Source organism: Aestuariimicrobium sp. p3-SID1156 (genome assembly GCF_025144225.1).
Lineage (GTDB): Bacteria > Actinomycetota > Actinomycetes > Propionibacteriales > Propionibacteriaceae > Aestuariimicrobium.
Genome location: NZ_JALXXB010000002.1, coordinates 17,094 through 41,511, shown reverse-complemented (window position 1 = coordinate 41,511; position 24,418 = coordinate 17,094). Strand labels below are relative to the sequence as shown.

18 protein-coding genes are annotated in these 24,418 nt (G+C 65.3%); 11 read left to right on the top strand and 7 right to left on the bottom strand.

The features are described from left to right. Positions 1 to 38: 38 nt before the first annotated feature. Positions 39 to 1,355: an ABC transporter substrate-binding protein gene (locus M3G03_RS02915; RefSeq protein ID WP_259807971.1), complete on the bottom strand. Its 1,317-nt coding sequence runs from the start codon at positions 1,353 to 1,355 to the stop codon at positions 39 to 41. 220 nt (positions 1,356 to 1,575) lie between these two features. On the opposite strand from M3G03_RS02915, the gene M3G03_RS02910 reads away from it, so the two are divergent. Continuing rightward, positions 1,576 to 2,604: a LacI family DNA-binding transcriptional regulator gene (locus tag M3G03_RS02910; protein WP_259807970.1), complete on the top strand. Its 1,029-nt coding sequence runs from the start codon at positions 1,576 to 1,578 to the stop codon at positions 2,602 to 2,604. A gap of 96 nt (positions 2,605 to 2,700) precedes the next feature. Beyond that, positions 2,701 to 3,771, top strand: coding sequence for an NAD(P)-dependent alcohol dehydrogenase (locus M3G03_RS02905; RefSeq protein ID WP_259807969.1), 1,071 nt, complete (start codon positions 2,701 to 2,703; stop codon positions 3,769 to 3,771). A 76-nt stretch (positions 3,772 to 3,847) separates the two neighbouring features. Here the strand turns inward: M3G03_RS02905 and M3G03_RS02900 are convergent, their stop codons facing one another. Together M3G03_RS02900 and M3G03_RS02895 are read right to left on the bottom strand one after the other, a co-directional pair. Then, positions 3,848 to 5,425 (bottom strand): glycoside hydrolase family 10 protein, encoded by a 1,578-nt coding sequence (locus tag M3G03_RS02900; RefSeq protein ID WP_259807968.1) that lies wholly within the window; start codon positions 5,423 to 5,425, stop codon positions 3,848 to 3,850. A 148-nt stretch (positions 5,426 to 5,573) separates the two neighbouring features. Then, positions 5,574 to 6,953: a sodium:proton antiporter gene (locus M3G03_RS02895; RefSeq protein WP_259807967.1), complete on the bottom strand. Its 1,380-nt coding sequence runs from the start codon at positions 6,951 to 6,953 to the stop codon at positions 5,574 to 5,576. 61 nt (positions 6,954 to 7,014) lie between these two features. On the opposite strand from M3G03_RS02895, the gene M3G03_RS02890 reads away from it, so the two are divergent. Beyond that, entirely contained in the window at positions 7,015 to 7,983 is a 969-nt protein-coding gene (locus tag M3G03_RS02890; protein WP_259807966.1) for an ADP-ribosylglycohydrolase family protein, read from the top strand. On the opposite strand, the gene M3G03_RS02885 is transcribed toward M3G03_RS02890, so the two are convergent. Further along, on the bottom strand, positions 7,976 to 8,845 hold the full coding sequence (locus M3G03_RS02885; RefSeq protein ID WP_259807965.1) for a DUF4031 domain-containing protein: 870 nt from the start codon (positions 8,843 to 8,845) through the stop codon (positions 7,976 to 7,978). The two genes, M3G03_RS02890 and M3G03_RS02885, sit on opposite strands and share 8 nt — an antisense overlap. A gap of 96 nt (positions 8,846 to 8,941) precedes the next feature. Continuing rightward, positions 8,942 to 9,388, bottom strand: coding sequence for a ChaB family protein (locus tag M3G03_RS02880; RefSeq protein WP_259807963.1), 447 nt, complete (start codon positions 9,386 to 9,388; stop codon positions 8,942 to 8,944). Between the two features lie 192 nt (positions 9,389 to 9,580). On the opposite strand from M3G03_RS02880, the gene M3G03_RS02875 reads away from it, so the two are divergent. Next, entirely contained in the window at positions 9,581 to 10,150 is a 570-nt protein-coding gene (locus M3G03_RS02875; RefSeq protein WP_259807961.1) for an isochorismatase family protein, read from the top strand. 199 nt (positions 10,151 to 10,349) lie between these two features. Further along, positions 10,350 to 11,636, top strand: coding sequence for a threonine/serine exporter ThrE family protein (locus M3G03_RS02870; protein WP_259807959.1), 1,287 nt, complete (start codon positions 10,350 to 10,352; stop codon positions 11,634 to 11,636). Between the two features lie 43 nt (positions 11,637 to 11,679). Here M3G03_RS02870 and M3G03_RS02865 read toward each other — a convergent pair whose 3' ends face one another. Then, on the bottom strand, positions 11,680 to 12,276 hold the full coding sequence (locus M3G03_RS02865; RefSeq protein ID WP_259807958.1) for a hypothetical protein: 597 nt from the start codon (positions 12,274 to 12,276) through the stop codon (positions 11,680 to 11,682). Between the two features lie 176 nt (positions 12,277 to 12,452). On the opposite strand from M3G03_RS02865, the gene M3G03_RS02860 reads away from it, so the two are divergent. From M3G03_RS02860 to M3G03_RS02835, 6 genes are read left to right on the top strand one after another with little or no spacing between them, the layout of a single operon-like run. Next, positions 12,453 to 14,336 carry a hypothetical protein gene (locus M3G03_RS02860; RefSeq protein WP_259807957.1) on the top strand — a complete coding sequence of 628 codons (1,884 nt, stop codon included), beginning with the start codon at positions 12,453 to 12,455 and terminating at the stop codon, positions 14,334 to 14,336. Next, on the top strand, positions 14,336 to 15,979 hold the full coding sequence (locus tag M3G03_RS02855; protein WP_259807956.1) for a class I SAM-dependent DNA methyltransferase: 1,644 nt from the start codon (positions 14,336 to 14,338) through the stop codon (positions 15,977 to 15,979). Before M3G03_RS02860 ends, M3G03_RS02855 begins: the two co-directional genes overlap by 1 nt. Beyond that, the gene (locus tag M3G03_RS02850) at positions 15,976 to 17,139 is read left to right on the top strand and encodes a restriction endonuclease subunit S (protein WP_259807955.1); all 1,164 of its coding nucleotides are present in this window, start codon (positions 15,976 to 15,978) and stop codon (positions 17,137 to 17,139) included. The genes M3G03_RS02855 and M3G03_RS02850 overlap by 4 nt, the downstream gene beginning before the upstream one ends. Positions 17,140 to 17,196: 57 nt before the next feature. Continuing rightward, positions 17,197 to 17,862: a hypothetical protein gene (locus M3G03_RS02845; protein WP_259807954.1), complete on the top strand. Its 666-nt coding sequence runs from the start codon at positions 17,197 to 17,199 to the stop codon at positions 17,860 to 17,862. A gap of 50 nt (positions 17,863 to 17,912) precedes the next feature. Continuing rightward, entirely contained in the window at positions 17,913 to 19,007 is a 1,095-nt protein-coding gene (locus M3G03_RS02840) for an XRE family transcriptional regulator (RefSeq protein ID WP_259807953.1), read from the top strand. Between the two features lie 14 nt (positions 19,008 to 19,021). Then, the gene (locus tag M3G03_RS02835; protein WP_259807952.1) at positions 19,022 to 22,195 is read left to right on the top strand and encodes a type I restriction endonuclease subunit R; all 3,174 of its coding nucleotides are present in this window, start codon (positions 19,022 to 19,024) and stop codon (positions 22,193 to 22,195) included. 1,238 nt (positions 22,196 to 23,433) lie between these two features. Here the strand turns inward: M3G03_RS02835 and M3G03_RS02830 are convergent. Continuing rightward, positions 23,434 to 24,117, bottom strand: coding sequence for an SPFH domain-containing protein (locus M3G03_RS02830; protein ID WP_259807950.1), 684 nt, complete (start codon positions 24,115 to 24,117; stop codon positions 23,434 to 23,436). Between the last annotated feature and the right edge of the window lie 301 nt (positions 24,118 to 24,418).

Here is a 24,418-nt window from a genome sequence, read left to right as displayed (position 1 = left end):
CCCCCTCACCGGTCAGTCACTCAAAGGGGATCGGTCGATCACTTCATCGCGAATTCGACGTTCTTCTGGGCCTCGGCCAGCGCCTCGTCGATCTTGGTGCCCTTGAGCACCTTGACCATCGCCGCGGCGACGGCATCGCGGGCCTCGTAGTAGTAGGCGCCGGTCTTGTTGGATGGGACCTTTCCGGCGAATTCGACGACCTTGGAGTAGATCGGCTGGTTGTTGAAGAAGGGCTGTGGCTTCTTGTAGACCTCGCTCTTGCCGGCCGGGGACCAGTTGGCCAGCGCACCCGACTTGGGAAGGATCGTGTCGTAGAGCTCGGTGGAGCCGGCGAAGGTCTTCTTCAGCAGGTCCGCGGCCAGGGCGGTGTCACCCTTGGCGGAGACCGCCCAGGAGGAGCCACCGTTGGCGGTGTAGTTGGTCGCGCCGTCCACGCCCACCAGCTTGGGCACGTTGGTGATCTCCCACTTGCCGGCCTGGTCCTTGGCGGTCTGCACCGAACCAAGGATCCAGACACCGTTGATGGTGCCGGCCACATTGGAGTTCACGAAGCTGCCGATGTACTGGTCCCAGGAGTTGAGTTCGACCAGGACGCCGGACTTCATCAACTCGCCGTAGTACTTCATGACGACCTTGAGGGTCTCGTTGTTGGCGATGTTGGCCTTCTCGTCGTCGCCGAAGAGGGACGCGCCGGCGCTCTGCAGCATCATCATCAGCATGTCGCTCTGCCCGGACTGGGCCGACAGCAGCGGCTTGCCGGTCTTGGCCTTCACGTCCTTGCCCATCGTGAGGTAGTCGTCCCAGGTGATGTCGGTGAAGTCGGAGACCTTCAGGCCGACCTTCTCCAGCAGGTCTGTGCGCAGGGCGTTGATGGCGGTGCCGTTGTCGAAGGGCACGCCGTAGTTCTTGCCATCGATCTTGGAGTAGCCGACGACCGACTCGCCGAACTCGTCGAAGGCCACTCCGGAATCGCTCAGATCAGCGAAGAGCTCAGGGTAGTTGATGACGTTCTTCTGGAAGGCGTTGTTCTGGACCAGGAGGATGTCGGGCAGCTGGTCGCCCTTCTTGGACTGGGCGAGGGTGGTGACCTTGGTCTGGATGTCATCCCAGGGGGTCTCCTTGACGTCGACCTTCACCTCGGGCGAGGTCTTCTGGTAGATCTTCGCCGCTTCCTTCATGGCATAGACGTTGAAGGCCGGGTCCCAGCACCAGACGGACAGTTCGCCGCTGGTGGGCACCTTGTCGCCGGCCTTGGGGCCCTCGGAATCGCCGTCGGAGCCGCTGCACCCGACCATGGTGACGGCTGCTGCGGAGAGTGCGCCGGCCAGCAAGTGGCGGCGGTTCAGTTCAAACATTGCAGATGGTCCTTTCCATCCCGGTGCCGGGTCCAGCACTCCTGGTTCTGTTCCGCCGCTTTCGCTCCGGTGCGCGCGGCGCAACTGATGTTTACGTCAACATACGGGACCTACCACTGCTCACCGCAAGGGGGGTTGGTAACGGAAGGGCAACGATCCCAAGAGATCCTCCGGCTGGGTGGGAACGTCACCATTCCTGATCACGGGATATGGTGCTGGTATGACGACCGGGGCCACCTCGACCCGCCGCACCGGCCTGTCCATCAAGGACGTGGCGCGGCTCGCCGGCGTGTCCGCACAGACCGTCTCGCGTGTCTCCAGCGGGTCGACCAATGTCCGACCGGAGACCCGCGAGCGCGTGGAACTCGCCATGCAGCAACTGGGCTACACCCCCAACCGGGCCGCCCGGGCACTGCGCGTCGGCCAGACGCACACAATCGGTCTGATGGCGCACCGGTTCGAACGCACTGGCGAGGCCCTCACCATGAAGTCCGTCGTCGCGGCAGCCGAACAGGAGGGATATGCCGTCACCCTCATCGACGTCGTGGGAACGAGCGAGTCAAGCTGGGCCCAACGCGCCAGCCGCCTCTCCGAGCAGGCGATGGACGCCCTGGTCATCATCCGAGCCGAGGGCGCCGCTCCGGAGTCGTTGGCCATCGCCCCGACGCTGCCGATCGCCGTTTCCGACTCCCGGCTGGCTGGTTACCTGCCCGCTGCCATCGCCGACCAGACCACCGGAACCCAAGAGGCCGTCCAGCACCTGCTGGAACTCGGCCATCGCACTGTGCACCACATCTCTGGTCCGGTGGACTCGGTTCCCGCCCAGGTGCGCTCCACGGCCTGGCAGCAGACGCTTGCCGGCGCAGGAATCCGTCCCCCCCAGCAGTTCGTCGGTGACTGGAGCGCCCGCTCGGGCTACGAGAGCGGCCGCCGGCTCGCCCTCGACCCGGACGTGTCCGCCGTCTTCTGTTGCAATGACGAGACCGCCTTCGGCCTGATGCGCGCCCTCCACGAGGCCGGTCGACGCGTCCCCGATGACGTGTCGATCATCGGCTTCGACGACATCGGACTGGCCGAGTTCGCCGCCGTCCCACTGACCACCGTTCGCCAGGACTTTCACGCCATCGGGGAGGAACTGGTGCGTCTGGTGCTGATGCAGGTGGGCGGGGCTGAGCGGCACACCCTGGGCCGCACCACCCTACCGACGCAGTTCGTCCAGCGCGCCAGCACCGCTCCACCCCGCAGCTGAGCCCGCCGCGGGACGCGCAACGGCAGGGACACCCCCGAGCATCCGCAGGCCCGTCACGCCGAAACTGACGTCGTAGGCTGGCTGCAGGAGGACACCATGACGATTCCAGTGAAGGCCCTACAGAAGACCGGCCCGGACCAGCCATTCCAGGTCACCACCATCGAGCGCCGCGACCCTCGCCCCGACGACGTGGTCATCGACATCAAGGCAGCTGGCATCTGCCACAGCGACATCCACACCATCCGCAATGAGTGGGGCGAGGCACATTTCCCGCTCGCCGTGGGTCACGAGATCGCCGGGGTGGTGGAGGCCGTCGGCTCTGAGGTGACCCAGTTCACGGTGGGCGATCGCGTCGGCGTCGGATGCCTGGTGAACTCGTGCGGTACCTGCGAGCAGTGCCTCGCCGGCTTCGAGAACAACTGCCTCAACGGCGCGGTCGGCACCTACAACTCCGAGGACGTTGACGGCACCATCACCCAGGGCGGCTATTCCCAGAAGGTCGTGGTGAACGAGCGTTTCGTCTGCCGCATCCCCGACGCCCTCGACTTCGACGTCGCCGCGCCCCTGCTCTGCGCCGGCATCACCACCTACTCCCCCATCGCCCGCTGGAAGGTGAAGGCCGGGGACAAGGTCGCCGTGCTGGGCCTCGGCGGTCTGGGCCACATGGGTGTGCAGATCGCCGCCGCCAAGGGCGCCGATGTCACCGTCCTGTCACGCAGCCTCAAGAAGGCCGACCTCGCCCAGGAACTCGGAGCCGCCCGCACCCTCTCCACCACCGAGGAGGGATTCTTCACCGAGCACAGCGGCGAGTTCGACTTCATCCTCAACACCATCAGCGCCGACATCGACCTCAAGAAGTACCTCCGGCTGCTCAAGCCTCGTGGTGTGATGGCCATCGTCGGGGCCCCGCCCGAGGCCATGGACGTCCGCGCCTTCGACCTCATCGGGGGTGGCAAGGTGCTCACCGGCTCCAACATCGGCGGCATCCCCGAAACCCAGGAAATGCTCGACTTCTGCGCCGAGCACGGCCTGGCCGCCCGCATCGAGAAGATCGGCGTCGACGAGGTGGACGCCGCCTACGACCGCGTGGTCGAGGGCGACGTCCTGTTCCGTTTCGTCATCGACACCGCCACCTTCGAGGACGCCGAGCCGGTCAGCGCGCCGTAGGACCTCCACTCGGCAGGCCGGGCCCACTGCGGTGGACCCGGCCTGGTGCTCCGTTGGGGCGGCCGCGACTCATCGCTCAGCGAGCCACCGTCGCCACGGACTCGTTCGACCCCCGATCCACAGCGCTGACCAGCCAGGTGTACTGACCGAAGTCCTCGGTGACCTCCGGATCGGTCCAGTTCCGGACATCCCCGGTCACGATGGCCACCACATGGCGGGTGTCGGCCAGGTCGCAGGCCTGCACGTCCTTGGCCTTCTTCGGGACGCGGTAGATCACGTACTGCCACACGTCCGACGCCCCGCTGATCTCCAGGCGTCCACCACGGCGGCGAACGCTCGGGGCAGCCGGCGCGGCCGCGTCCAACCAGGGCATGCGGGGGGTGAGCGCGGGCTTGCCGTACCACTCGCGCACGGTGATACCGATGCCGTCGAGCAGGTTCTGGCGGGTGGTTGTGGCGTTGTAGTAGACGTTGCCCTGGATCACGTCGCGGCCGTAGCGGTCGTTGAGCTCAGCAACGTACTCCAGGTGCGAGGTCATCTCTCGCGGGTTGTCCCAGGCCTTGTCGGAGTTCGCGCCGATCTTGTAGGCGCCCTCACCGATGTAGACATTGCAGCGCGGACTGCGGGCCGCCTCGGCGGCCCACCAGGTCGCGACCGCCTCGTAGCTGGCCGCCGCCAGGGTCCGCGACCAGTAGATCTGCGGGAGCATGTAGTCGACCATGCCTTCGCGGGTCCACTTGCGGGTGTCGGCGTAGAGGTTGTCGTAGGTCTGCACGCCGGCCTGGGTGGCCGAGCCCTCCGGATCGGTGGCCTTGTTGCGCCAGACACCGAACGGTGAAACGCCCAGCTGGGTGCCCGGGCGGATCGAGCGCACACCCTCGCGCACCTCGTTGATGAGCAGGTCGATGTTGTGGCGGCGCCAGTCGCCCAGGCTCATCCCGTTGCCGTACTTGGCGTAGGCCTCGGAGTCGTCGAACACCTTGCCGGCGACCGGGTAGGGGTAGAAGTAGTCATCGAAGTGGATGGCGTCCACGTCGTACCTCTCGACCGCCTCCAGGATCGTCGCGACGACATGCTTGCGCGCCTCGGGCAGGCCGGGGTTGTAGTACAGCTTGCCGCCGTAGGGCAGGGTCCATTCCGGGTGGACGCGAGCCGGGTGCTCCTTGATCAGCGCCTTGCCGGCCTCGTCCATCGCGATGCGGTAGGGGTTCATCCAGGCGTGCAGCTCCAGGCCGCGGGCATGGGCGTGCTCGACGGCGAAACCGAGCGGGTCCCAGCCCGGGTCCTGGCCCTGGGTGCCGGTGAGGTACTGCGACCAGGGCTCCAGATCGCTCTTCCAGAAGGTGTCAGCAGTCGGACGCACCTGCAGGAAGATGGTGTTCAGGTTCATCTCGACGGCCATGTCGAAGTAGTCGAGCAGCTCCTTCTGGGCCTGCTCGGCGCTGATCCCGGCCTTGCTGGGCCAGTCGATGTTCACCACGGAGGCGATCCACAGGCCGCGCATCTGGTGCTTGGTGAAATGGGGGTCACCGTCGCAGGCGCGGGGGTCGCCCGGGCGGAGGGTCACTTTCGGCGGGGCGGCATGGGCCTGCTGGGCCATGAACCCGGTGGCCACCGCAGCCGCTGCGCCGAGCCCGAATGTGCGTCGCTTCATCGCGAATCCTTTCGTCGTCGTCCCGCTCGCCTGCATGCGAGGTGGACGCTGCCGACGCTACGGGGACTGCAACTTCTTTACAAGCGTTCGCTCAATAGCGGTAAGAGATTTCCCCCCAGGGGTCGCAGCTGCTCAGCCAGTGCCGGGGTCAGACGCGATGAGCCCGAGCCAGCATGAACGACCGAAGCGCCAGCGCGAGGGCCAGCACGATGCCCAGGATGTGCCACAGCCAGGCGTCCGCGATGAAGATCAGGACCATAGCCACCAATACGGGGACCATGTACTGGAAGGTCCACACCACGTAGCCGCCGAAACTCGGCATGGCGACCCCACGTGACTCGGCCACCGATTTGACCATGAAGTTGGGGCCGTTGCCGATGTAGGTGAGCGCCCCGCAGAAGACTGCGCCCAGCGAGATGGCGACCAGGTAGGCCTCGGGGACGCCCGCAACCCGCGGCTCACCGGGCAATTGTGCGGCCATTTCGAAGAACGTGGCGTAGGTCGGCGCATTGTCGAGCACCGAGGAGAGGCCCCCGGAGAAGACGAAGAAGGTGATCTCGTTCAGGGGCAGCTTGGGGGCGACCTGGGCGAGGTACTTCAGCGCCGGGATCATGGTGAGGAAGATGCCGATGAACAGCGCAGCCACTTCGAGGATCGGATCCCAGGTGAACTCGTTGTCGTGGAAGCGGGTCCGCTTGGCCGTCGCCACATAGGAGATGGTAGCGGCTCCGATCATGATGAGTTCGCGCCAGGGGATCCAGTCGCCGATCGGGTGGCTGCCTCCGTGCAGCACCTCGAGGTTGATGGAGGGGGCGAAGGCAACGGCCAGGACGACGACTCCGAGCAGGAGCAGGTTCTGCCCTCCCCGTACCCGGAGTGGACGCAGCATTTCGATGTCGTGCTGGATGTCTGCCTCCTCCTCACGCGCATAGGCCCTGCGTTCGAGGCCGAAGTAGGTGATCAGCAGCATCACGTTCGTGAACAGCCACTCGGGGAAGAGATGGAAGGTCCAGGTGAACGGCACCCCGCGCAGCATCCCCAGGAACAGCGGCGGGTCCCCGAGCGGGGTGAGCAGGCCGCCGGAGTTGGCCACGACCAGGATCGCGAAGACCACCGTGTGCACCTTGTGGCGACGCTCGGCATTCATGTTCAGGATCGGCCGAATCAGCAGCATCGCCGCTCCCGTGGTCCCGATGAACGAGGCCAGCACGGCGCCGATCGCCAGGAAGGTGAGGTTGTTCCTGGGTTTCGCCAGCAGGTCGCCGGCCAGGAAGATCCCACCCGAGATCACGAACAGGCTGCCCAGCAGGGTGATGAATTGCGCGTACTCGACCAGTGCGTGGGCGACCGGGAGCGACCCCTCCCCCAACCAGATCCAGATGGCGACGGGGATCCCGAGGACGAGTGCGACTCCCAGTTTGGAGGTGTTCTTCTCCCACCAGTGTTCTGTGGACTTCATCAGGGGTAGCACCGCGATGCACCCGAGCATCACCACGAACGGGATCATCCCCCACGCCGGGATTGTCATGCGGGCAGGCTACTACGGCCCCATGACAGCTTTCGTCAGAGGTCTGGGGCAGGCTGGGGAGATGCAGACCACTGACCAACCCGGCTCCACAACCCTGGATGGACACATGGACCGGCGGCTGGGTGCGGTGCTCGGGTCCGTCGCCGGCGATGCGCTCGGGGCACCCTACGAGTTCAATCCGCCGATTCCTGCCCGGGAACCGATCAGGATGCACGCCAACACCACCTGGGAGTTGGGCGAGTGGACTGACGACACCGCCATGTCCATCCCAATACTGCGCGCACTGGCCCACGGCGAGGACCTGCGGGATTCGGACACTCAAGGGCGCATCGTGCGTGAGTGGGTCGGCTGGGCCGAGGACGCCAAGGACGTGGGCATCCAGATCGGCGATGTGCTACGTGCGGTTCGCGGCCGGATGCGGGGCATCGACCACGTCGCAGAACTATCACGGCTGGCACTCGAGGAGGCAGAAGCCCTGCACCAGGTGAGGGGCAGGTCGGCGGGCAATGGCTCACTAATGCGCACCGGTCCGGTCGCTCTGGGCTACCTCGACGACCCTGCCGGGCTCATCGAAGCCGCCACCGCCATCAGTTCGCTCACCCACTTCGAAGAGGACGCCGCCGAGGCCTGCGTGGTGTGGTCCCTCGCGATTCGTCACGCGATCTTCACCGGAGAACTTGCCTTGCGCGAACAGTTGGGCGTCCTGCCGGAGGAGAGCCAGCAGAAGTGGGCCGCGCGGCTGGACGAGGCTGAGGCGGGGGAGCCGCACGAATTCGAGAACAACGGTTGGGTGGTCGCGGCGCTGCAGGCGGCGTGGTCGGCGATCGTGCGCGGCGACGGCCTGCGGGACACCCTCGAGCGAGCGGTTCGATGCGGCTACGACACCGACACGGTGGCCGCGATCGCGGGTTCGCTGGCCGGAGCGGTGTACGGGGCCTCGCAGGTCCCCGACGAGTGGCGTCGGGAACTGCATGGTTGGCCCGGGCAGCGGGTCGACGCCCTGGTCGAAATGGTGGAGGCGATCAGTTGAGCATGGCCCGGTCGCGGGCGATGTTGGCGCGGGCTGCGGGCGTCCAGTGCTCGCGGGCCCTGGCCGTATGGAAGAGCGGGTCGAGGCTGGCGAGGTGGTTCAGGACGGCCAGCCTGCCTTCGCGGTAGCGGTCGAGCGGGACCTCGGCGTAGTCGCGACGAACCTGGCGGCGGTACTCGTCGTAGCGGTCGGGCGGGGCAGCCAGGACTGCGAGGTCGACATCGCAGACATGCTCGGCTCGCCAGTCCCCCGGCTCGGGGTTGTGCATGATCGTCGTGCGCACGAGGCGCACCACCTCTGCGCGCTGGTCATCACTCACCAGCCCGGCCAGTTGGTGCTCGGCCAGCTGCGCGGACTCGTCTTCGTCGGCGCCCCGGCGTCCCTCGAACACCGCGTCGTGGTACCAGACCGCCAGGGTGACCAGGAGGTCATCACACTGCAGGCTGCGGAGCGCGGTCAGACGCTCTTCGAGGCGGCGAAGGTCGCGGGAATAGCGGCCAAGCGCGCCCCATCGGTCAAGCAGGTCCTTCGCGACACCCGGGGCTTGGGGCAGCGGCCACCGGCCGAGAAGTTGTGCACGAAGAGCCTGGTTCTCGGCCTGCACCACCGCTTTGGGACGCCGAAGCCCGCTGCGACGGAGGGCGACCACGAGGGTGCGGGAATCGGTGGGGATGGCCCCGGCGGCGACGCACGAGTCGTAGAGGCGGGCCGGGACGTCGTAGTGGTCGCGGTCGAAGGCGCGGGGCGGGAGGCCAACTCGTTCGGCGAGGTCGTGCAACTCCTCGGGGGAGGAGTCGGAAACCAGATGGCAGAACAGCGTGTCATGGGCCGGCCACGCCGGGCGATCGATCAGGACTGCCATCGGGCAAGCCTGCCAGATGCACCCGGGCGAGGAGCGTGAACCGCCCGCCCGTCACCCCGGACTGGAGGGTCAGCGGAGGCCGGGACGGGATGGGCGTCAGTTCTTCTTCGAGCGCTCGTTGGCCTGGCGGGTGTCGCGGTCGTTCGCCTTCTGGATCGCCTCGGCCAGCTCATCCTTGGACATGCTCGAGCGGCCGTCGATGTCGAGTCTCTGGGCGATCTCGTAGAGGTGTTCCTTGGTTGCATTGGCATCGACCCCGCCGTAGGACTTGCCGGAGGCATTCGGCCCACCCTCGGCAGCGCGCTCGTCGGAGGGCCCCCAGTCCTTCGAGTCCTTGGGCTCCCAGTGGTCTCCGACCTTCTCGTGGGTGTGCTTGACCGCTGCCCAGGCGGTACGCGCCGCACGCGACTCGTCATCGTTGTAGGTCTCCATCGCGGAGTCGTAGGTCTGGGCGAAGGTGTCCTGGGCCTTCTGATCGGATCGTTCCAGGGTCGAGGGAATCTCGCCGTCCTTGGCGTGGCCCTGCTTGTCAGCCTTCGGCATGGTCGTTCTCCTTCCATTTCACTGATCTCGGGGTCGGTGCGGTGGCACCTGATCCCTTCACGCTAGGCGACCATGTCCTCAAACGGGCACGGAACGCCAAGGACCTTCGACTTCATGCCCGAAAACGGCTCCGCGGGTTTCTTCCGTGCCCGTTTGAGGACATCCCTGCTGGGCGAACCGTAGTCTGGACACATGGCGCGTGCGTTGATCGTGGTCGATGTCCAGAACGACTTCTGCGAGGGCGGCTCCCTGGCGGTCAACGGTGGGGCCGCGGTGGCCTCGGCCATCAGCCAGTACCTCGACACCCAGGCTGAGAACTACGACGTGGTCGTGGCCACCCGCGACCACCACATCGACCCGGGTGCCCATTTCAGCGACGATCCTGACTTCGTCGACTCCTGGCCTCCCCATTGCGTCGCCGGTACCGAAGGGGCCGAGTTCCACCCGAACCTGACCTGGCGGGAGTTTGACGGCGTCTTCGACAAGGGCGACTACGAGGCTGCCTACTCCGGCTTCGAGGGCCGCGACCAGCACCAGCAGATCGGGCTTGCCGACTTCCTCCGAGGCAACGACATCACCGAGGTCGACGTCTGCGGGATCGCCACCGACCACTGCGTGCGGGCCACTGCCCTTGATTCAGCACGTGAGGGGTTCGACACCACGGTCCTGCTCCAGTTCACTGCGGCCGTCAGCCCCGAGCGGGTCGGCGAGGTCTCCGAAGAGCTCCTGGACGCTGACGTCGAGGTCAGCACCACCGCCTGACGCCCGCCCACACGATCGCCTCGGGACTTCGTCACCCTCTGTTCACCTCCGCTCCTCCGGTTCTGGCCCCGAGGCAGGCTGGAATCGGCGGCATGAGTTGGCAAGCCGGAGGAATGATCGTCGGCGCGGTGGCCGTTGTCTGCTTCGTCGCCTCACTGGTCCAGGCCGGGATGAGGACCCGCGCCTAGACTCTGGGGCTGTGACTGACGACCGCCCCTACACAGAGTTCGAGCTGGAGCCCCAGGACCTGATTCGCCGCTCCAACCTCGTCCTGCGAGTCGGTCACCTCATGCTGGGCGCCGGCACCAGTTCGCTGCGCGTCCAGCAGTCGATGCAACGCGTCGCCCGCGCGCTGGGGCTGGACCGGCTGCAGGCGCAGATCACCTTCACCAATATCGTCGCCACCGTCCATCGCGGGCCGATCTTCCGCACCCAGATCGGGGTGGTCACGACTCCCGGAGTCAACGCCGATCGCATCAAGGAGATCCAGCGCTTCTCCCGTGAGTTGCACCCCTCGATGAGCGCCGATGACATCGCCGAGCGCTTGGACGCCATTGAGCGCCGCGCCCCTTTGCATCCGTCCTGGCTGGTCACCTTGGCGGTAGGGCTGGCCTGCGCCAGCGTCGGCTTCCTCAACCAGACCGGCGGACGCGACCTGCTGGCCGTGCTGCTTGCAGGCTGCGCGTCCTTCATGGTGCATCGACGCCTGCTGGCCAGTCGTCTCAATCTCTTCGGTGCTGTGGCCATCTCGACGATGGTCGCGGATGTCGTCTACCTGGCCCTGCTGATGGGCCTGCACGGGGGGCGCCTGGGCTCGGTGCCCCACATTGCCGCCGGTTTCATGGCGGTGAGCATCTTCCTGGTCCCGGGGTTTCCGCTCCTCACCGGCAGCCTCGACATCGCGCGACTCGACCTGCAGGCGGGCATGGGACGCATCGTCTACGCGGGGGTCGTGATGCTGTCCATGGGCATCGGGAGCTGGTCGATAGCCACCGTGGTGGGCCTCCAACCCTCCGACTCTCCCCCACTCGACCTACCCAGCGCAGCCCAGTGGACGCTGAGGGTGGCCGCCAGCTTCCTGGCGGTGTTCGGCTGGGCGATCATGTTCAATTCGCCCCTGCGTGAGTCCGTGGCGTCCGCAATCATCGGCATCGTCGGCGGGGTGGTGCGACTGGGGCTACTGGACGCCGGAGTCGTCGCGCACCTGGCGACGTTCATCGGGGCGCTGGTGATCGGTCTGACGATCCACCTCGTGTCACGGCGCCTGAGGTTGACGCGCCTCATCATGCTGGTGCCGACGCTCCTGGTGATGATCCCGGGGGCGCCGGCACTACGGGCACTGCTCTACTTCAACTCCGGAGACCTGATGGGGGCCCTGCAGAACGGGATCACCGTGGTGCTCCAGGTACTCGCGATGGTCTGCGGGCTGGTGGCGTCCATGATGCTGCTGGACCGGGCCTGGGCGTTCACGCGCAACGATCGGTGAGCAAGAGCGCACGGAGCGTCATCCCTCCGGGCGCTTACATCGTTCAGCTGTGGTAGAGCGCCGGCTTGCGCTCCCAGTCAGGGGTGACTTCGAGCACGAGGTCCTTGGGATCCTTCACCCCGAAGGCGATCTGGAAGGTGACCTCACGGCCCTTGAGAAGCTTGGTGTTGGGTCGCTCCTTGAGCTTGCCGTAGTCGTAGACCTCGGAGGCTTCCTCGTTACCCGACTGCATGGAGGCACTGAACATCGAGGGATCCCACGTCTTGGTCGACTTGTTGACGAGGGTGACATCGAACACGACGAACTTGGTGAAGCCCTCGGTACCGGCGGCGTACACGTTCGGCTTGTAGTCCTTGGGCTTGCTGACGGTGATGGAGAGACCATCCTCCCAGGTCCACGAGGATCCGAACGGCTTCGCGTCCTGTTCCTCCTCGGTCGCCTCGGCCTCGGTGGGCTCCGCCTCAGTGGTCTCCTCCGCCGCAGTCGGCTCGCCCTCGGTGGCGGCAGGCGCGCTGAACGCCGGACGGTTGGTGCCCGCGGGCTCCGAAGCCGCGGGCTTGGGCTCGCCGCCGGTAGCCGTGCAGCCGGCGAACAGGATGGCCACCGCCAAGGCGGCCCCGATGGCTGGGGTCTTGCTCATGATTACTCCTGAAAGAAGTCGGGCCGACGCATCCCGTCGACGTTGACACCACTGTGAACCCCAACTTGGCGTGCGTCACGTTCGATATCTGATAACCCCCCTTATCACTCCATTTGATGTTGAGTGCAGTCGAAAATCCTAAACTCTGAACATCACCGACACGAGAAGGGGACGCCATGACATTCACGCTGGCTGACATTGCCCGCCTTGCCCAGGTGGAGCGTCCGGTGGTGTCGATGTGGCGCAGTCGTCCCCTCGCTGGTCAGCCTTTCCCCGAACCGTTGCCCGACGGGTCCTTTGACCCCGAGACCATCGCTTCCTGGCTCGAAGCCACTGGCCGCGGCAACAACCCGACGCCTCGAGCAGACCTTGCGATCACCCGAGCCACACGCCACGCAACCGAGGCAGAACTCAACGACTTCCTCACCCTGCTGGCGGTCCGGATCCTCCTCGACGAACCACTGACCGACCTGTCCGCCGACGACCTCGTGGACGCTGCCGACGGGCTGGATCCAGATGATGAGTTCCTCTTCCACGAGGTGGACGCCCTTCTGCCCCGCTTGGAAGAGATGGCTCCCGCCACGGAGGAACTGTGCAGCAGCGCGTGGCACCCACGAGAAGCCTACGAGCGGATCCTCCATCGCCGCGACGCTGGTCATGCTTCTCGGCTGGCCGGCGACCTGACCGGTCTTCTGGTCGCCCTTGCCCGTGAACTCCTCGGAGACAGCGGCATCCTCGTGGACGTCAACGCCTCAACCTCCGACCTGGTCATCCACCTGCTGAGCGACGACGAGGTTGCTTCCCCATCCATCAGCCTGCCAACCACCGGACCCACCGGGCGTGACGTCCTGCGCCGCTACCTGGTTCATGGCGCCGCACCGCGCCGGCTGAACCTCGATGAGAACTGGCCACTCACCCTCGACAGCGTCCTGCTGGCCAGACTGCCCGACGATGCGGACGCCGGCCTGGACCTCCTCAACGAGATTGCCCTCCAGCTCGAACCTCGCTCGACCGCCTTGGTCCTGGGGCCAGCGGCAACCCTGGTTGACTCACTCCAGCCTTCGCGCGTGGCCGAACGCGACCGCCTGCTGCGAGACGATCTCGTCCGCGCTGCCATCCGACTTCCGCAAGGCCTCACCGAGGACGGTTCCCGCCAGCACCTGGCGTTGTGGGTCATGAGCACGCCGAATGCCACAGATGCGCTCCGCACCGCTGACCTGTCGGGCACGCGCCTCACCCGACGCACAGCACAAGTCGTACTGGACGATGTCCTGGCCTCACTGTCGGCCCCCACAGCACGAGCATTCGGCGTCCTCACCTCGGTGGACCGCGCGAGGTTGGTCGCGTCCGGCGGATCACTTGTTGAGACCCAGGCCGCCCAGAGGGCCCAGCACACCTCCGGTCCCGCCGACGACGCCATTCGGCTCACCCAGCTGCGCGCCGCTCTGCGTCAGCCCCTGCCCGATCCGATGCCCTTCGACTTCACACTTGGCGAGCCACGCCACAGTCTCACGGCCACCCTCGACCAGGTGATCGCCCAAGGTTGGGCGCGCATGCTGCCGGGAGCTCGCATCGGCACCACCGAACCGGGAACAACCCGCCTCTGGACGCCCGATGCCGTCCGCTCAGGCAGCCCACAGAAGGTCGACCTGCTCACGCTCACCCAGCAGCATCCGCACCTGGCGCTCACCGAACCCGGCGACATCATCGTCATCACCCAGGGCCAACCGGCCGCAATCGTCGATCGCGTGGGCGGCTCGGCGGTCGCCTATCCAGCACGCGTCCTGCGTCTCAGTTCGCCACGCCTGACCACCGTCGCAGTGGCGGACGCCATCAACCGTCTACCAGCCGGCAATGGCAAATGGCGCACCTGGCAGCTCCCCCTCACCATCACTGCCGACCCGCAGGTTGAGGAATTGTTCAATCTGCTGGCCGACTATGAATCCCAACTCCGGGAACGGCAGACTCTCCTCAAGGAACTGCGCGACGTGGCGTCGAGGTCTGTGTTGTCCGGATCCCTCACGCTCACTCCCCTGACCGCCGACGAGAAAGGCCAGTGATGGCACGCCCGAAGAAGCCCGACACGCTCACGCCCTCGACTCCCAAGGAGTTGAAGGACACGCTGTGGAAGGCGGCCGACAAGCTGCGCGGCTCCATGGACGCCTCCCAGTACAAGGACGTCGTCCTGGGTCTGGTGTTCCTCAAGTACGTCTCGGACGCCTTCAGCGAGCGCCGCGAGGCTTTGCGTGCTGAGCTGGCTGGGCATTCCGAAGAGATGGTCGAGGAGACCCTGGAGGACCGCGACGAATACCTCGGTAGCGGGGTGTTTTGGGTGGACCCTTCGGCGCGTTGGACCACGCTGGTGCAGTACGCCAAGGCTGCCGACGGAAAGACCATCGGTGAGCGCATCAACGCGGCCATGGAAAAGCTGATGGCCGACAATCCGTCACTGGCAGGCACCCTCCCCCGCCTGTTCAACCGCGCCAATGTCGACCAGCGTCGGCTGGCGGAGCTCCTCGACCTGCTCAACTCGGTGCAGTTCACCGGGCAGGGAGCGGCTCGGGCTCGTGACCTGTTGGGCGAGGTGTATGAGTACTTCCTGGCGAAGTTCGCCTCAGCGGAGGGACGCCGCGGCGGGGAGTACTACACACCTGCCAGCGTGGTCCGGGTGATCGTGGAGCTGCTCCAGCCCAAGCGCGGACGGGTCTATGACCCCTGCTGCGGTTCGGGCGGCATGTTCGTACAGGCCGAGAAGTTCCTGGCCGCCCATGACGAGGACCCCTCGAATCTGTCTGTCTACGGGCAAGAGCTGAACGAGTCCACCTGGCGCATGGCGAAGATGAACCTCGCAATTCATGGGCTGAACGGCAACCTGGGGCCGCGCTGGGGGGACACCTTCTCGCTGGACTACCACGCCGGCACCCAGATGGATTATGTGATGGCGAACCCGCCGTTCAACATCAAGGACTGGAACCGGTTGGAGGAGGATTCCCGCTGGGTCTACGGCGTTCCGCCGGCCAACAACGCGAACTACGCCTGGATGCAGCACATCATCTCCAAGCTCGCCCCCGGCGGCACCGCTGGCGTGGTGATGGCGAATGGCTCGATGACCTCCAACAGCGGTGGCGAAGGTCAGATTCGTGCGCAGCTGGTCGAGAACGACCTTGTCGCCTGCATGGTGGCGCTGCCCGAGAAGCTGTTCAGGTCGACGGGAATTCCAGTCTGTATCTGGTTCTTCAGCAGGGACAAGAGCGCCGGTGCGGGTGGTTCGGTGGATCGTCGCGGCGAGGTGCTGTTCATTGATGCCCGGTCGATGGGGCATATGGTGACCCGGGCCGAGCGGGCATTCTCGGATGCCGACATCCACAAGATCGCGGACACCTATCACGCCTGGAGAGGTATGGAGCGTCTTGGGTTGGGCACGGTGGACGTCACCGAGATGGCTAGCCACGATGACGAGGCTGAGTTGCTGGACGAGTACGAGGACGTGTCCGGGTTCTGCAAGTCGGTGCCGCTGGCCGAGATCAAGGACGCGGGGTATGCGTTGACCCCGGGACGATATGTGGGGGCTCAAGCCATCGCTTCAGATGGCGAGGAACTGAGCCAGAGACTCGCTCGCCTGACCACTGAACTCGAGAGTCACTTCGAAGAATCCCATCGCTTGGAGGCCGTCATCCGACAGCAGCTCGGGAGGCTCTCATGATCGCACTATCTAGCATCGAATCCCTGTGTACTCAGGTCACGAGCGGAGGGACCCCGCCCCGCGGCACGAGCGATTACTTCGCACGAGAGGGGATTCCTTGGGTGAAGACCTCTGAACTGCAGGATGCTCAGATTTTGAGTACCGAAGAGCACCTTACGGATTCCGGGCTCCAGAACTCCAGCGCCAAGGTTCTCCCGCGCGGCACCGTACTCATGGCCATGTATGGGGCAACGGTGGGCAAGCTTGGCTGGTTGGGGATCGATGCTTCATGCAATCAGGCGGCCTGCGCCTTGATTCCTGACCCAACCAGGTGCGATGCGCGCTGGCTTTTCTACGCGCTCCTAAGGCATCGGCCAAGCTTGATCTCGTTGGCCAATGGGGCAGCTCAGCAGAACCTGAACGCGGGTCTGATCCGTCGGTTCTCGATTCCGGCGCCTCAGCTGAGCACTCAACGCGCCATCGCCGAGGTCCTCGGCGCCCTCGACGACAAGATCGCCGCCAACAAGCGCCTCGTCCAGACTGCTTCGGAACTGATGTCAGCGCATGCCGAGCAGCTTCCCACTGATGCCACCCTCCGGGACTTGGCGGAACTCAGCCGGGTCCAGGTTTCAGCAGGCGATCTGAGCGAATGGGCGACCGTTTGGCACTACTCGCTTCCCGCATTTGATGCAGACATTCTCCCAGAACGTGAGTCCGGCAGTTCAATCTTGAGCGGCAAGTTCAAGGTCTCGAATCCGAGTGTTCTTCTCTCAAAGCTCAACCCGCGCTTTCCTCGCGTATGGGATGTTCCCGATCCAGAGGACAGCGCTGCGGCGTCTACTGAGTTCCTTGTCCTTGAGCCAAAATCGCTCCCCACCAGCGCCCTATGGGCTGTTTTGGCGAACTCTCGAACGACCGCGTACTTGAGCGAGCATGCCGCTGGCACTTCAGGTAGCCACCAGCGAGTACGACCAGACGTGGCCATGGACTTGCCAGCGCCTGCAGCAGAGCACTTCGCCGACGAGTTGGTTGATCTCCTGCGGTCGCTCGGTGCTCGCATTCAAGTCGCCCGCCGCGAATCCCGCACCCTCGCCGAACTCCGCGACACTCTCCTCCCCAAGCTCATGGACGGAACCCTGCGCGTCAAGGATGCCGAGCGACTCGCGGAGGAGAAGCTGTGATTGGTTACATCTGTATGCAAAACTTTCTCTCATAGGCGGGCGGGGAAAGGTTTGGGCATGGACGACATCAGAGCCATCATCCTGGATCGAATGCAGGCGTTGGCACCAGCGCTGGACGAGGCGATGAGTGCTGCGATCACCCAGACGGAAACACGGGCAGCCGGGTTCGCGCATGAGCGGTTTCCGCACACCCGACCCATGAATGTGCGGCAGGACGTGCGCCTGGCTCGCGAAGCCATGCCCAACCTCGCCGGCTGGAAGGTTGAGGGCGACCCGCGGAAGATGGGCCAGCTGATCCTCGAGGATTCCCAGACCGGTATTTCCATCCGTTTCCTGAAGTCGCCCTATTCTCAGCCGGATGGGATCCCCCATGCAGGCTCGAACCACGCGAGGCGACTGAAGTGGACCAACCCTCGGTTCGAAGCTCCACTCCCGGGTATGGGGCTCAGTAGCCGTCTGACCTCACTCGAAGCGCTCGCCGGTACCCCGTTCCTGCTCATCTGGGCGTACCTCGATCCCGCCAAACGGGACGCTGGCTACGATCTGCGGATCATCCATACGCTGGCACCGGGCCGGTTCGGCGGGGCGACTCCCTGTGACCTTGATCTGAGGATCCCCCGCGGCGGAATCCTCCGTGAAGAGGATCTGCGGTTCGTGGCCTCCGAGAACGACGAAGACCTGTTCGTCTTCGATCTGCCAGCCGAAGAGGAAGACCAGGCGTGACGTCTCCCACAGCCCAACTCTCAGGGGACCGCATTGGCGCGCTGTGTGAAATGCAAGGAATCTCACGCAGCCGTCTCGCCGACGATCTACACATCAGTGCGGCGCGCCTGTCGAAGATCGTAGGCGGCTCCCAGCGCTTCCCTGCTGATCTGGCGCATACCCTGACCATCCGCTTCGGACTCCCGCTGGAGTTTTTCAGTGCCCAGGACCCCGTCGCCGAGGCTGTCACGCCCACTTTTCGCAAGCGGGCACGCGCACGCGCCTTGGACGAGAAGCAGGTCGTGCGCCTCGCGCGCGAAGCGAGTCGTGTCTTCAGCACAGCGTCCGAGGATTCTGGCTACCGCACCTTCGAGTTCCCTTCCGACCCCGACCTGCTGGAAGACGAGGAACAGTGCGCGCGCGAAGTGCGGCGCGCCGGCGGTCTCAACGCCACCGAGCCCGTCCCTAACGTCACCCGCCTGCTGGAGCGGCAGGGCATCGCGGTCGTGCCGCATCTCATGCCGCAAGGCCTCCCGTCGGAGGACCACACCGGCATCACGCTGCCTTCTCGCCACAACTCCCGGCCCCTGATTGCGCTGGGCACCAAGGTCCCCGGCGCGGTCGCGCGTTTCACCCTCGCCCATGAGGCAGCCCACCACATCTGGGATCGTGACCTGCCCAGCCCACTGACCAGCACCCGTGACCCGCGCGAGCAGCGTGCCCATCGCTTCGCGGGCGCCCTGCTCCTACCCGCGTCCGAGATGGTGGGTCGTGTCGACGAGGGAACCAGCCTGCGCGCGCTGCTACCCGTGAAGGCCGACTTCGGGGTCAGCGTGGGCGCCATCATCATGCGGGCACACACCCTGCGACTCATCAGCGACGCTCGGGCGAGGAGTCTCCAGATCCAGCTGTCGAGTCTGGGCTGGCGCGACCCCCTGGTCGAACCTGTGGAGGTCACCGATGAGCGTCCCCTGCTGTTCAAGCAGGCACTGGCCAGGGTGACCGACATGAGCGCGCTCTCCCTGGCTCGCTACACCGGGCTACCCCCAGAGCTCATCAACCACTGGGCCGGGATTCCGATGCCCGACATCCACTGGCCCGATGCCGACATCATCGACCTCAACGCTGCCCGGCGCACAAGCAGAGCCGCCTCACGCCGCCGCTGAACAGGAGAACACCCATGATCACCGAATCGCAGTGGGAGGCCGCCCTCCTCGAATGGCTGGGCGAACTCGCCTGGCTTCCCGGCAAGGGTGCCGATGTCGACCCGCAGCGCTCCTCGGACGCCGACCTCATCCTCCACGACGACTTCCTGATGGCCCTGCGCCGTCTCAACCCAACGGTCCCCGACCAGTACCTGCTACAGGCCAAGGCCGACCTGCTCCAACCCGGCTCCCAGGACCCGCTGGCGGAGAACAAGACGTTCCACGACTATCTCGTCCACGGCTACCGCAGCATCACCTGGACCGACAGCGACGGCCGGGAACAGACCCCCACCCTGCGCCTCATCTCCGCTGATCCGGCCGAGAACTCCTTCCGGGCGATCCAGCAGCTGCGCGTCCAGGACAGCCAGCACCGACGCCGGCTCGACGTCGTCCTCTACGTCAACGGGCTGCCCCTGGTCGTCGTCGAGCTGAAGCAGGCTGGCACCAAGAGCGCCACGATCGCCAAGGCGCACGCCCAGCTGGGCACCTACCTGCACGAGTTCCCGATTACCTTCCGCACCGTCGTCGCGACCGTGGTCAGCGACGGCCTGGCAGCGAGGTACGGCACGCCCTTCACACCGCTCAACCACTACTCGCCGTGGAAGGTCGACGACCACGGCGTCCCCCTGCCCACCGACGCTGAACACCCCGAACTGGAAGCGCTGGCCTTCGGGCTCTTACAACAGGACCGCTTCCTCGACATGGTGCAGCACTTCACCGCCTTCGACGCCAGCGACTCCGGGCTGACCAAGCGCATCGCCAAGCCCCACCAATATTTCGCCGTCCGCAAGGCCGTCAACAGCACACTGATCGCCGTCGACTCTGACGGCAAGGCCGGCGTCGTCTGGCACACCCAGGGTTCGGGCAAGTCGATGGAGATGGAGCTCTACGCCAACCTGGTCATCGGGCATCCGCAGATGCTCAACCCCACGCTGGTGGTCATCACCGACCGCACCGAGCTGGACGGGCAGCTGTACGAAACCTTCAAGCGCTCCACGCTGCTGCCGGAGGAACCCATCCAGGTGCGCACCCGCACCCAGCTGCGCAGCGAACTCAGCAACCGCAACTCCGGTGGCATCTACTTCACCACCCTGCAGAAGTTCGGACGCTCCATCGAGGAGCGCCAGGCAGGCCTCGACCATCCCCTGCTGACCGATCGGCGCAATGTCATCGTCATCGTCGACGAAGCCCACCGCAGCCACTACGACGACCTCGACGGGTACGCCCGCCACCTCAAGGACGCGCTGCCGCACGCGACCCTGATCGCCTTCACCGGCACCCCGATCAGCGAGAACGAACGCAACACCCGCGAGGTGTTCGGCGACTACATCGACGTCTACGACCTGAGCCGCGCGGTCGAGGATGGCGCCACCGTTCCGGTCTACTTCCAGCCACGGCTGATCCAGGTGAAGCTCGCCGACGGAGTCACCGAGTCGGACCTGGATGCGCTGGCTGACGAGCAGGCCCGCGACCTGGACGACGCCGAACGCGCCCGCATTGAGCGCTCCGTGGCCGTGATCAATGCGATCTATGGCGCTCCCGCTCGTCTGGAGGCATTGGCCAGGGACATCGTCGAGCAATGGGAGATTCGCCGCGCTGCCATGGACGAGTCGCTCCAGCCGACCTCGGGTGAGGAAGATCAACCGCACGGCAAGGCGATGATCGTGTGCGCGACCCGACAGATCTGCGCAGACCTGTACACGCAGATCACCCGCTTGCGTCCCGATTGGCACAGCGAGGACATCAGCACCGGACGCATCAAGGTCGTCTACTCCGGCACCGCGTCCGATGAGCCGCCGGTGCGCGACCACGTGCGCAGGGAGTCGGAGAACAAGGTCATCAAGAACCGGCTCAAGGACGTCAACGACGAACTCAAGTTGATCATCATCAAGGACATGATGCTGACCGGGTTCGACGCTCCCCCGCTGCACACCCTGTTCCTGGACCGCCCGCTGAAGGGGGCGCTGCTGATGCAGGCCCTGGCGCGGGTGAACCGCACCTTCCGCGGCAAGCAGGACGGCCTCATGATCGCCTACGCGCCGCTGGCAGAGAACCTGCGGCTCGCGCTGCAGGAGTACAGCCCCAGCGACCAGTCCGGCAAGCCGCTCGGACGCGACATCGACGAGGCCGTCGCCGCGACCCGCTCCTTGGTGGAGGCTCTGCGCAAGCTGTTGGCCGGGTACGACTGGCGCGCCGTGACTAACTCGGGACATCCACAGCGCTGGATGAACGCGGTCGGCGGGGCGGTGAACTACCTGCGCTCGCCCCACACCCCGGGCAATCAGGTGGCTGAGGACGAGCAGACGCTGGCCGATCGCTTCCGGGTGCTGTCGTCGAAGCTTGGACGCATGTGGGCGCTGTCGGCCGGGGCGGAGAGCCTCGGCGACATCCGGCAGGAGGTGGCCTTCTATGAGGAGGTCCGCACCTGGATGGCCAAGTACGACGCCATGGAGCGCGAGGCGAGCGGGCAGCCGATCCCAGACCAGATCGCCCGGGCCCTGCGCAGGGCGATGGCCGATGCCACCGCTGCGGGGGGGATCACCGACATCTACCAGGTGGCGGGCATTGATCGGCCCGACATTCGCAAGCTCAACCACAAGGCGCTGCAGGACGCGCTGGTTGGCGACACCGGGCATTTGGCGATTGAGGCCCTACGGGATCTGTTGATCCAGGAGGCGGCGCGCTCGACAAGGAACAACGTGGTGCGCCGCAAGGCGTTCAGCGAGCGGATCAACGAGCAGATGGTGAAGTACACCAACCAGCAGCTGACCGCCGCCGAGGTCATGCACGAGCTGACGCTGCTGGCCGACGAGGTGTCAGGTGAGGCTGATCGGGGTGCGAAGTTTGATCCTCCGCTGAGCCATGACGAGCTGGCCTTCTACGACGCGGTGAGCCAAAACGACTCGGCCGTGCTGGAGCAGGGCGAGGACGTGCTGGCCCAGATCGCCAGAGAGTTGGTCGCGATCATGCGCCGCGATACCCGCACGGACTGGACCCGTCGGGCCGATGTCCAGGCGAAGCTCCGGGCCGAGGTGAAGCGGTTGCTGCGCATTCACAGGTACCCGCCAGACAAAGCCCCGGAGGCGGTGCGCTTGGTGCTAGAGCAGATGGAAGAATTGGCAACGGAGTACGCGACGCAACAAGCTTGACTCGCCCACCCTTGGCCCCAATCGATCAGTTGAGCACTTCTATACCTAAAAGCTTTTTCCATGCCTCTAAGCGACGCAGCAGCGAGAGTTGCCAGCATCGACGACGAGTTCCACAAGCTTGACCGACCGCTTGTACGACGCCTTCACCGTAGACGGCTCCAAGAACTCGAGAAGGCACGAGAAGCGGCAGTAGACGAGGCCATAAAGGAGAACACTCTCGGGGCGCTCGACACATGGTTCAATTCCGAGCCCCCTCCACCCGCTTGGTGCCTACCACCTCGCCACTGGGTCGCTCAGCATGTGCAGCACCAGCTTCCGAACCTGTTTCGCAGCAGGATCGACGTCAATGACGCCTTCGATCAGTATGCACGAACACTTATGGAATCACGCGAGCCTACCCCGCCCCCCTTTGCGCCGTGGCACAAAGAACGCACCCAGGACGACCACCTAGTAAAGCGCCTCAAGGAACACGAGGACAAGGTCCTGCAACTCCTGAAGCCTGAGCACCTCGAGAGCATTCACCACTGGATACATGAAAATCGCTCCAACCCAACATTCCTAACGCTGTTGAGCTCCGAATCATTGCTGTTTCGATTCAACCCTAAAGACGTGGTCTGGAGAGTCCAATGCCTGCGCTACCAAGACACCCACCCCGCCGACTCGTATCGGCATGACCGATGGGTGACAGAGAAACATCGCGAACTCACCGCAGGCGCATGCGTTAAATTTCAATTCCCCATATCCGCCACAACAAAATCATATCATTTCGGCAGCATTTGCCCTGAACCACCTGACCTTTGGAGGGCAAACGAATGGGTCCGGAGACCTTCCTCCCTTCGGCTCGAGCTTCGCCCATTGCTCGGGTTCTATATCGGGGAAAGAACTGCGGAGGCGGCGGATTCACACCTTCGCGAAAGCGAGGTTGTGATTCCTCCAGGGGGGCGTTGGCGGTGCAGAGGGATTCGCGACCTCCGATTCGCGAACCGCGCCCATCACGTGGAGCAACGGATCCGCATGGAGACAGTTTTGCTTGAACAAGTGGAGTCGGAGGATGAGGGCCGTTTCAAGTGGATGGATAAGGCCCCCGAAGTGAGTTATTCGTGACCTCCGATAAGGAGCCCATCTGACCAAGATGTAGAGAAAGCGGCGTGACGTCGCGTAGATCCCAGTTTGGTGGATCTGGGTCTCATTCGACACTGGGGTAGGGGCAGTACGCGGTAGCGCACTGCCCCCACCCGTCACTCCGCTCGCTCGTCGGTACCCAGCTTCAACACCAGCTGCGAGCCCATCGGAGCCGCCTGCACCAGCTGCAGCTGGGCCAGCGCCGGGTGCTCGTCGAGCAGGCGCGCGCCGTTCGCCAGAGCACGCAGGGACGCGGTGCGAGCCCGTGCCTCCTCCAGCTGCGCCAGGCCTCGGACCTTGGCAGTGGCCAGGTCGATCGCAGCACGACGCATCTCCACGGGCAGCTGCACGTCCTTGATCACCACAGCCAGCACCCGAATACCGAGCGCCTCCACCTGCGACTGCACAGCGTCCACGAGCTGGCGCACCAGCTCGGGCTCGGCACGCAGACGCTGCACCGCCTCCGGTGCCTCGAGGCTCGCGACCAGGTCACGCAGAGCGATCTGGGTGGCGAGGTAGAGGGCAGACTCCGGGTTGGCGTCCACCTCGTGGAAGGCCCGCGGATCGGCGACCTCCCAGCGGGTCACGGCCGACACACGCACCTGCAGGCCATCAGCGGTGCCGATCTCCTGCAGCGGCAGCTCAGCCGACTGCTGCTTCATCGGCACCACGACGTGACGCTCAGACCACCGATGCGAGCGCTGGTCGCCGGGGCGCAAGACGCAGGCGAACGACCCCTTGCGGTAGACGAGGATGTTCTCACCGGGCTGTGCGGTGATACGGAACGGGGACATGGTCATGACGGCGACCTCCTTCGACGCGGTCACAGTGTGCTGCCTGTGCGGCAGCACATGGGGATAGGGACAATGCTGACTTTCCGCTGGACCGATTCCGACACGAACGCCACCCCGGGCGGCGGGTTTGGCGGGCCGCTCGACGTGCGAACGGCGCAAGGCCTCCCCCACCGGAGTCCCGGCGTGGCGTCCCAATGAAGGAATTGAACCCTCTGGCTACCATGCAGACTGAAATTTCTTCAGTGCGAGCGGCCCTGGTGACGCAGAACCAGCGTGCGGTACCCCGTGCTGGCTGCTCGGAATCAGC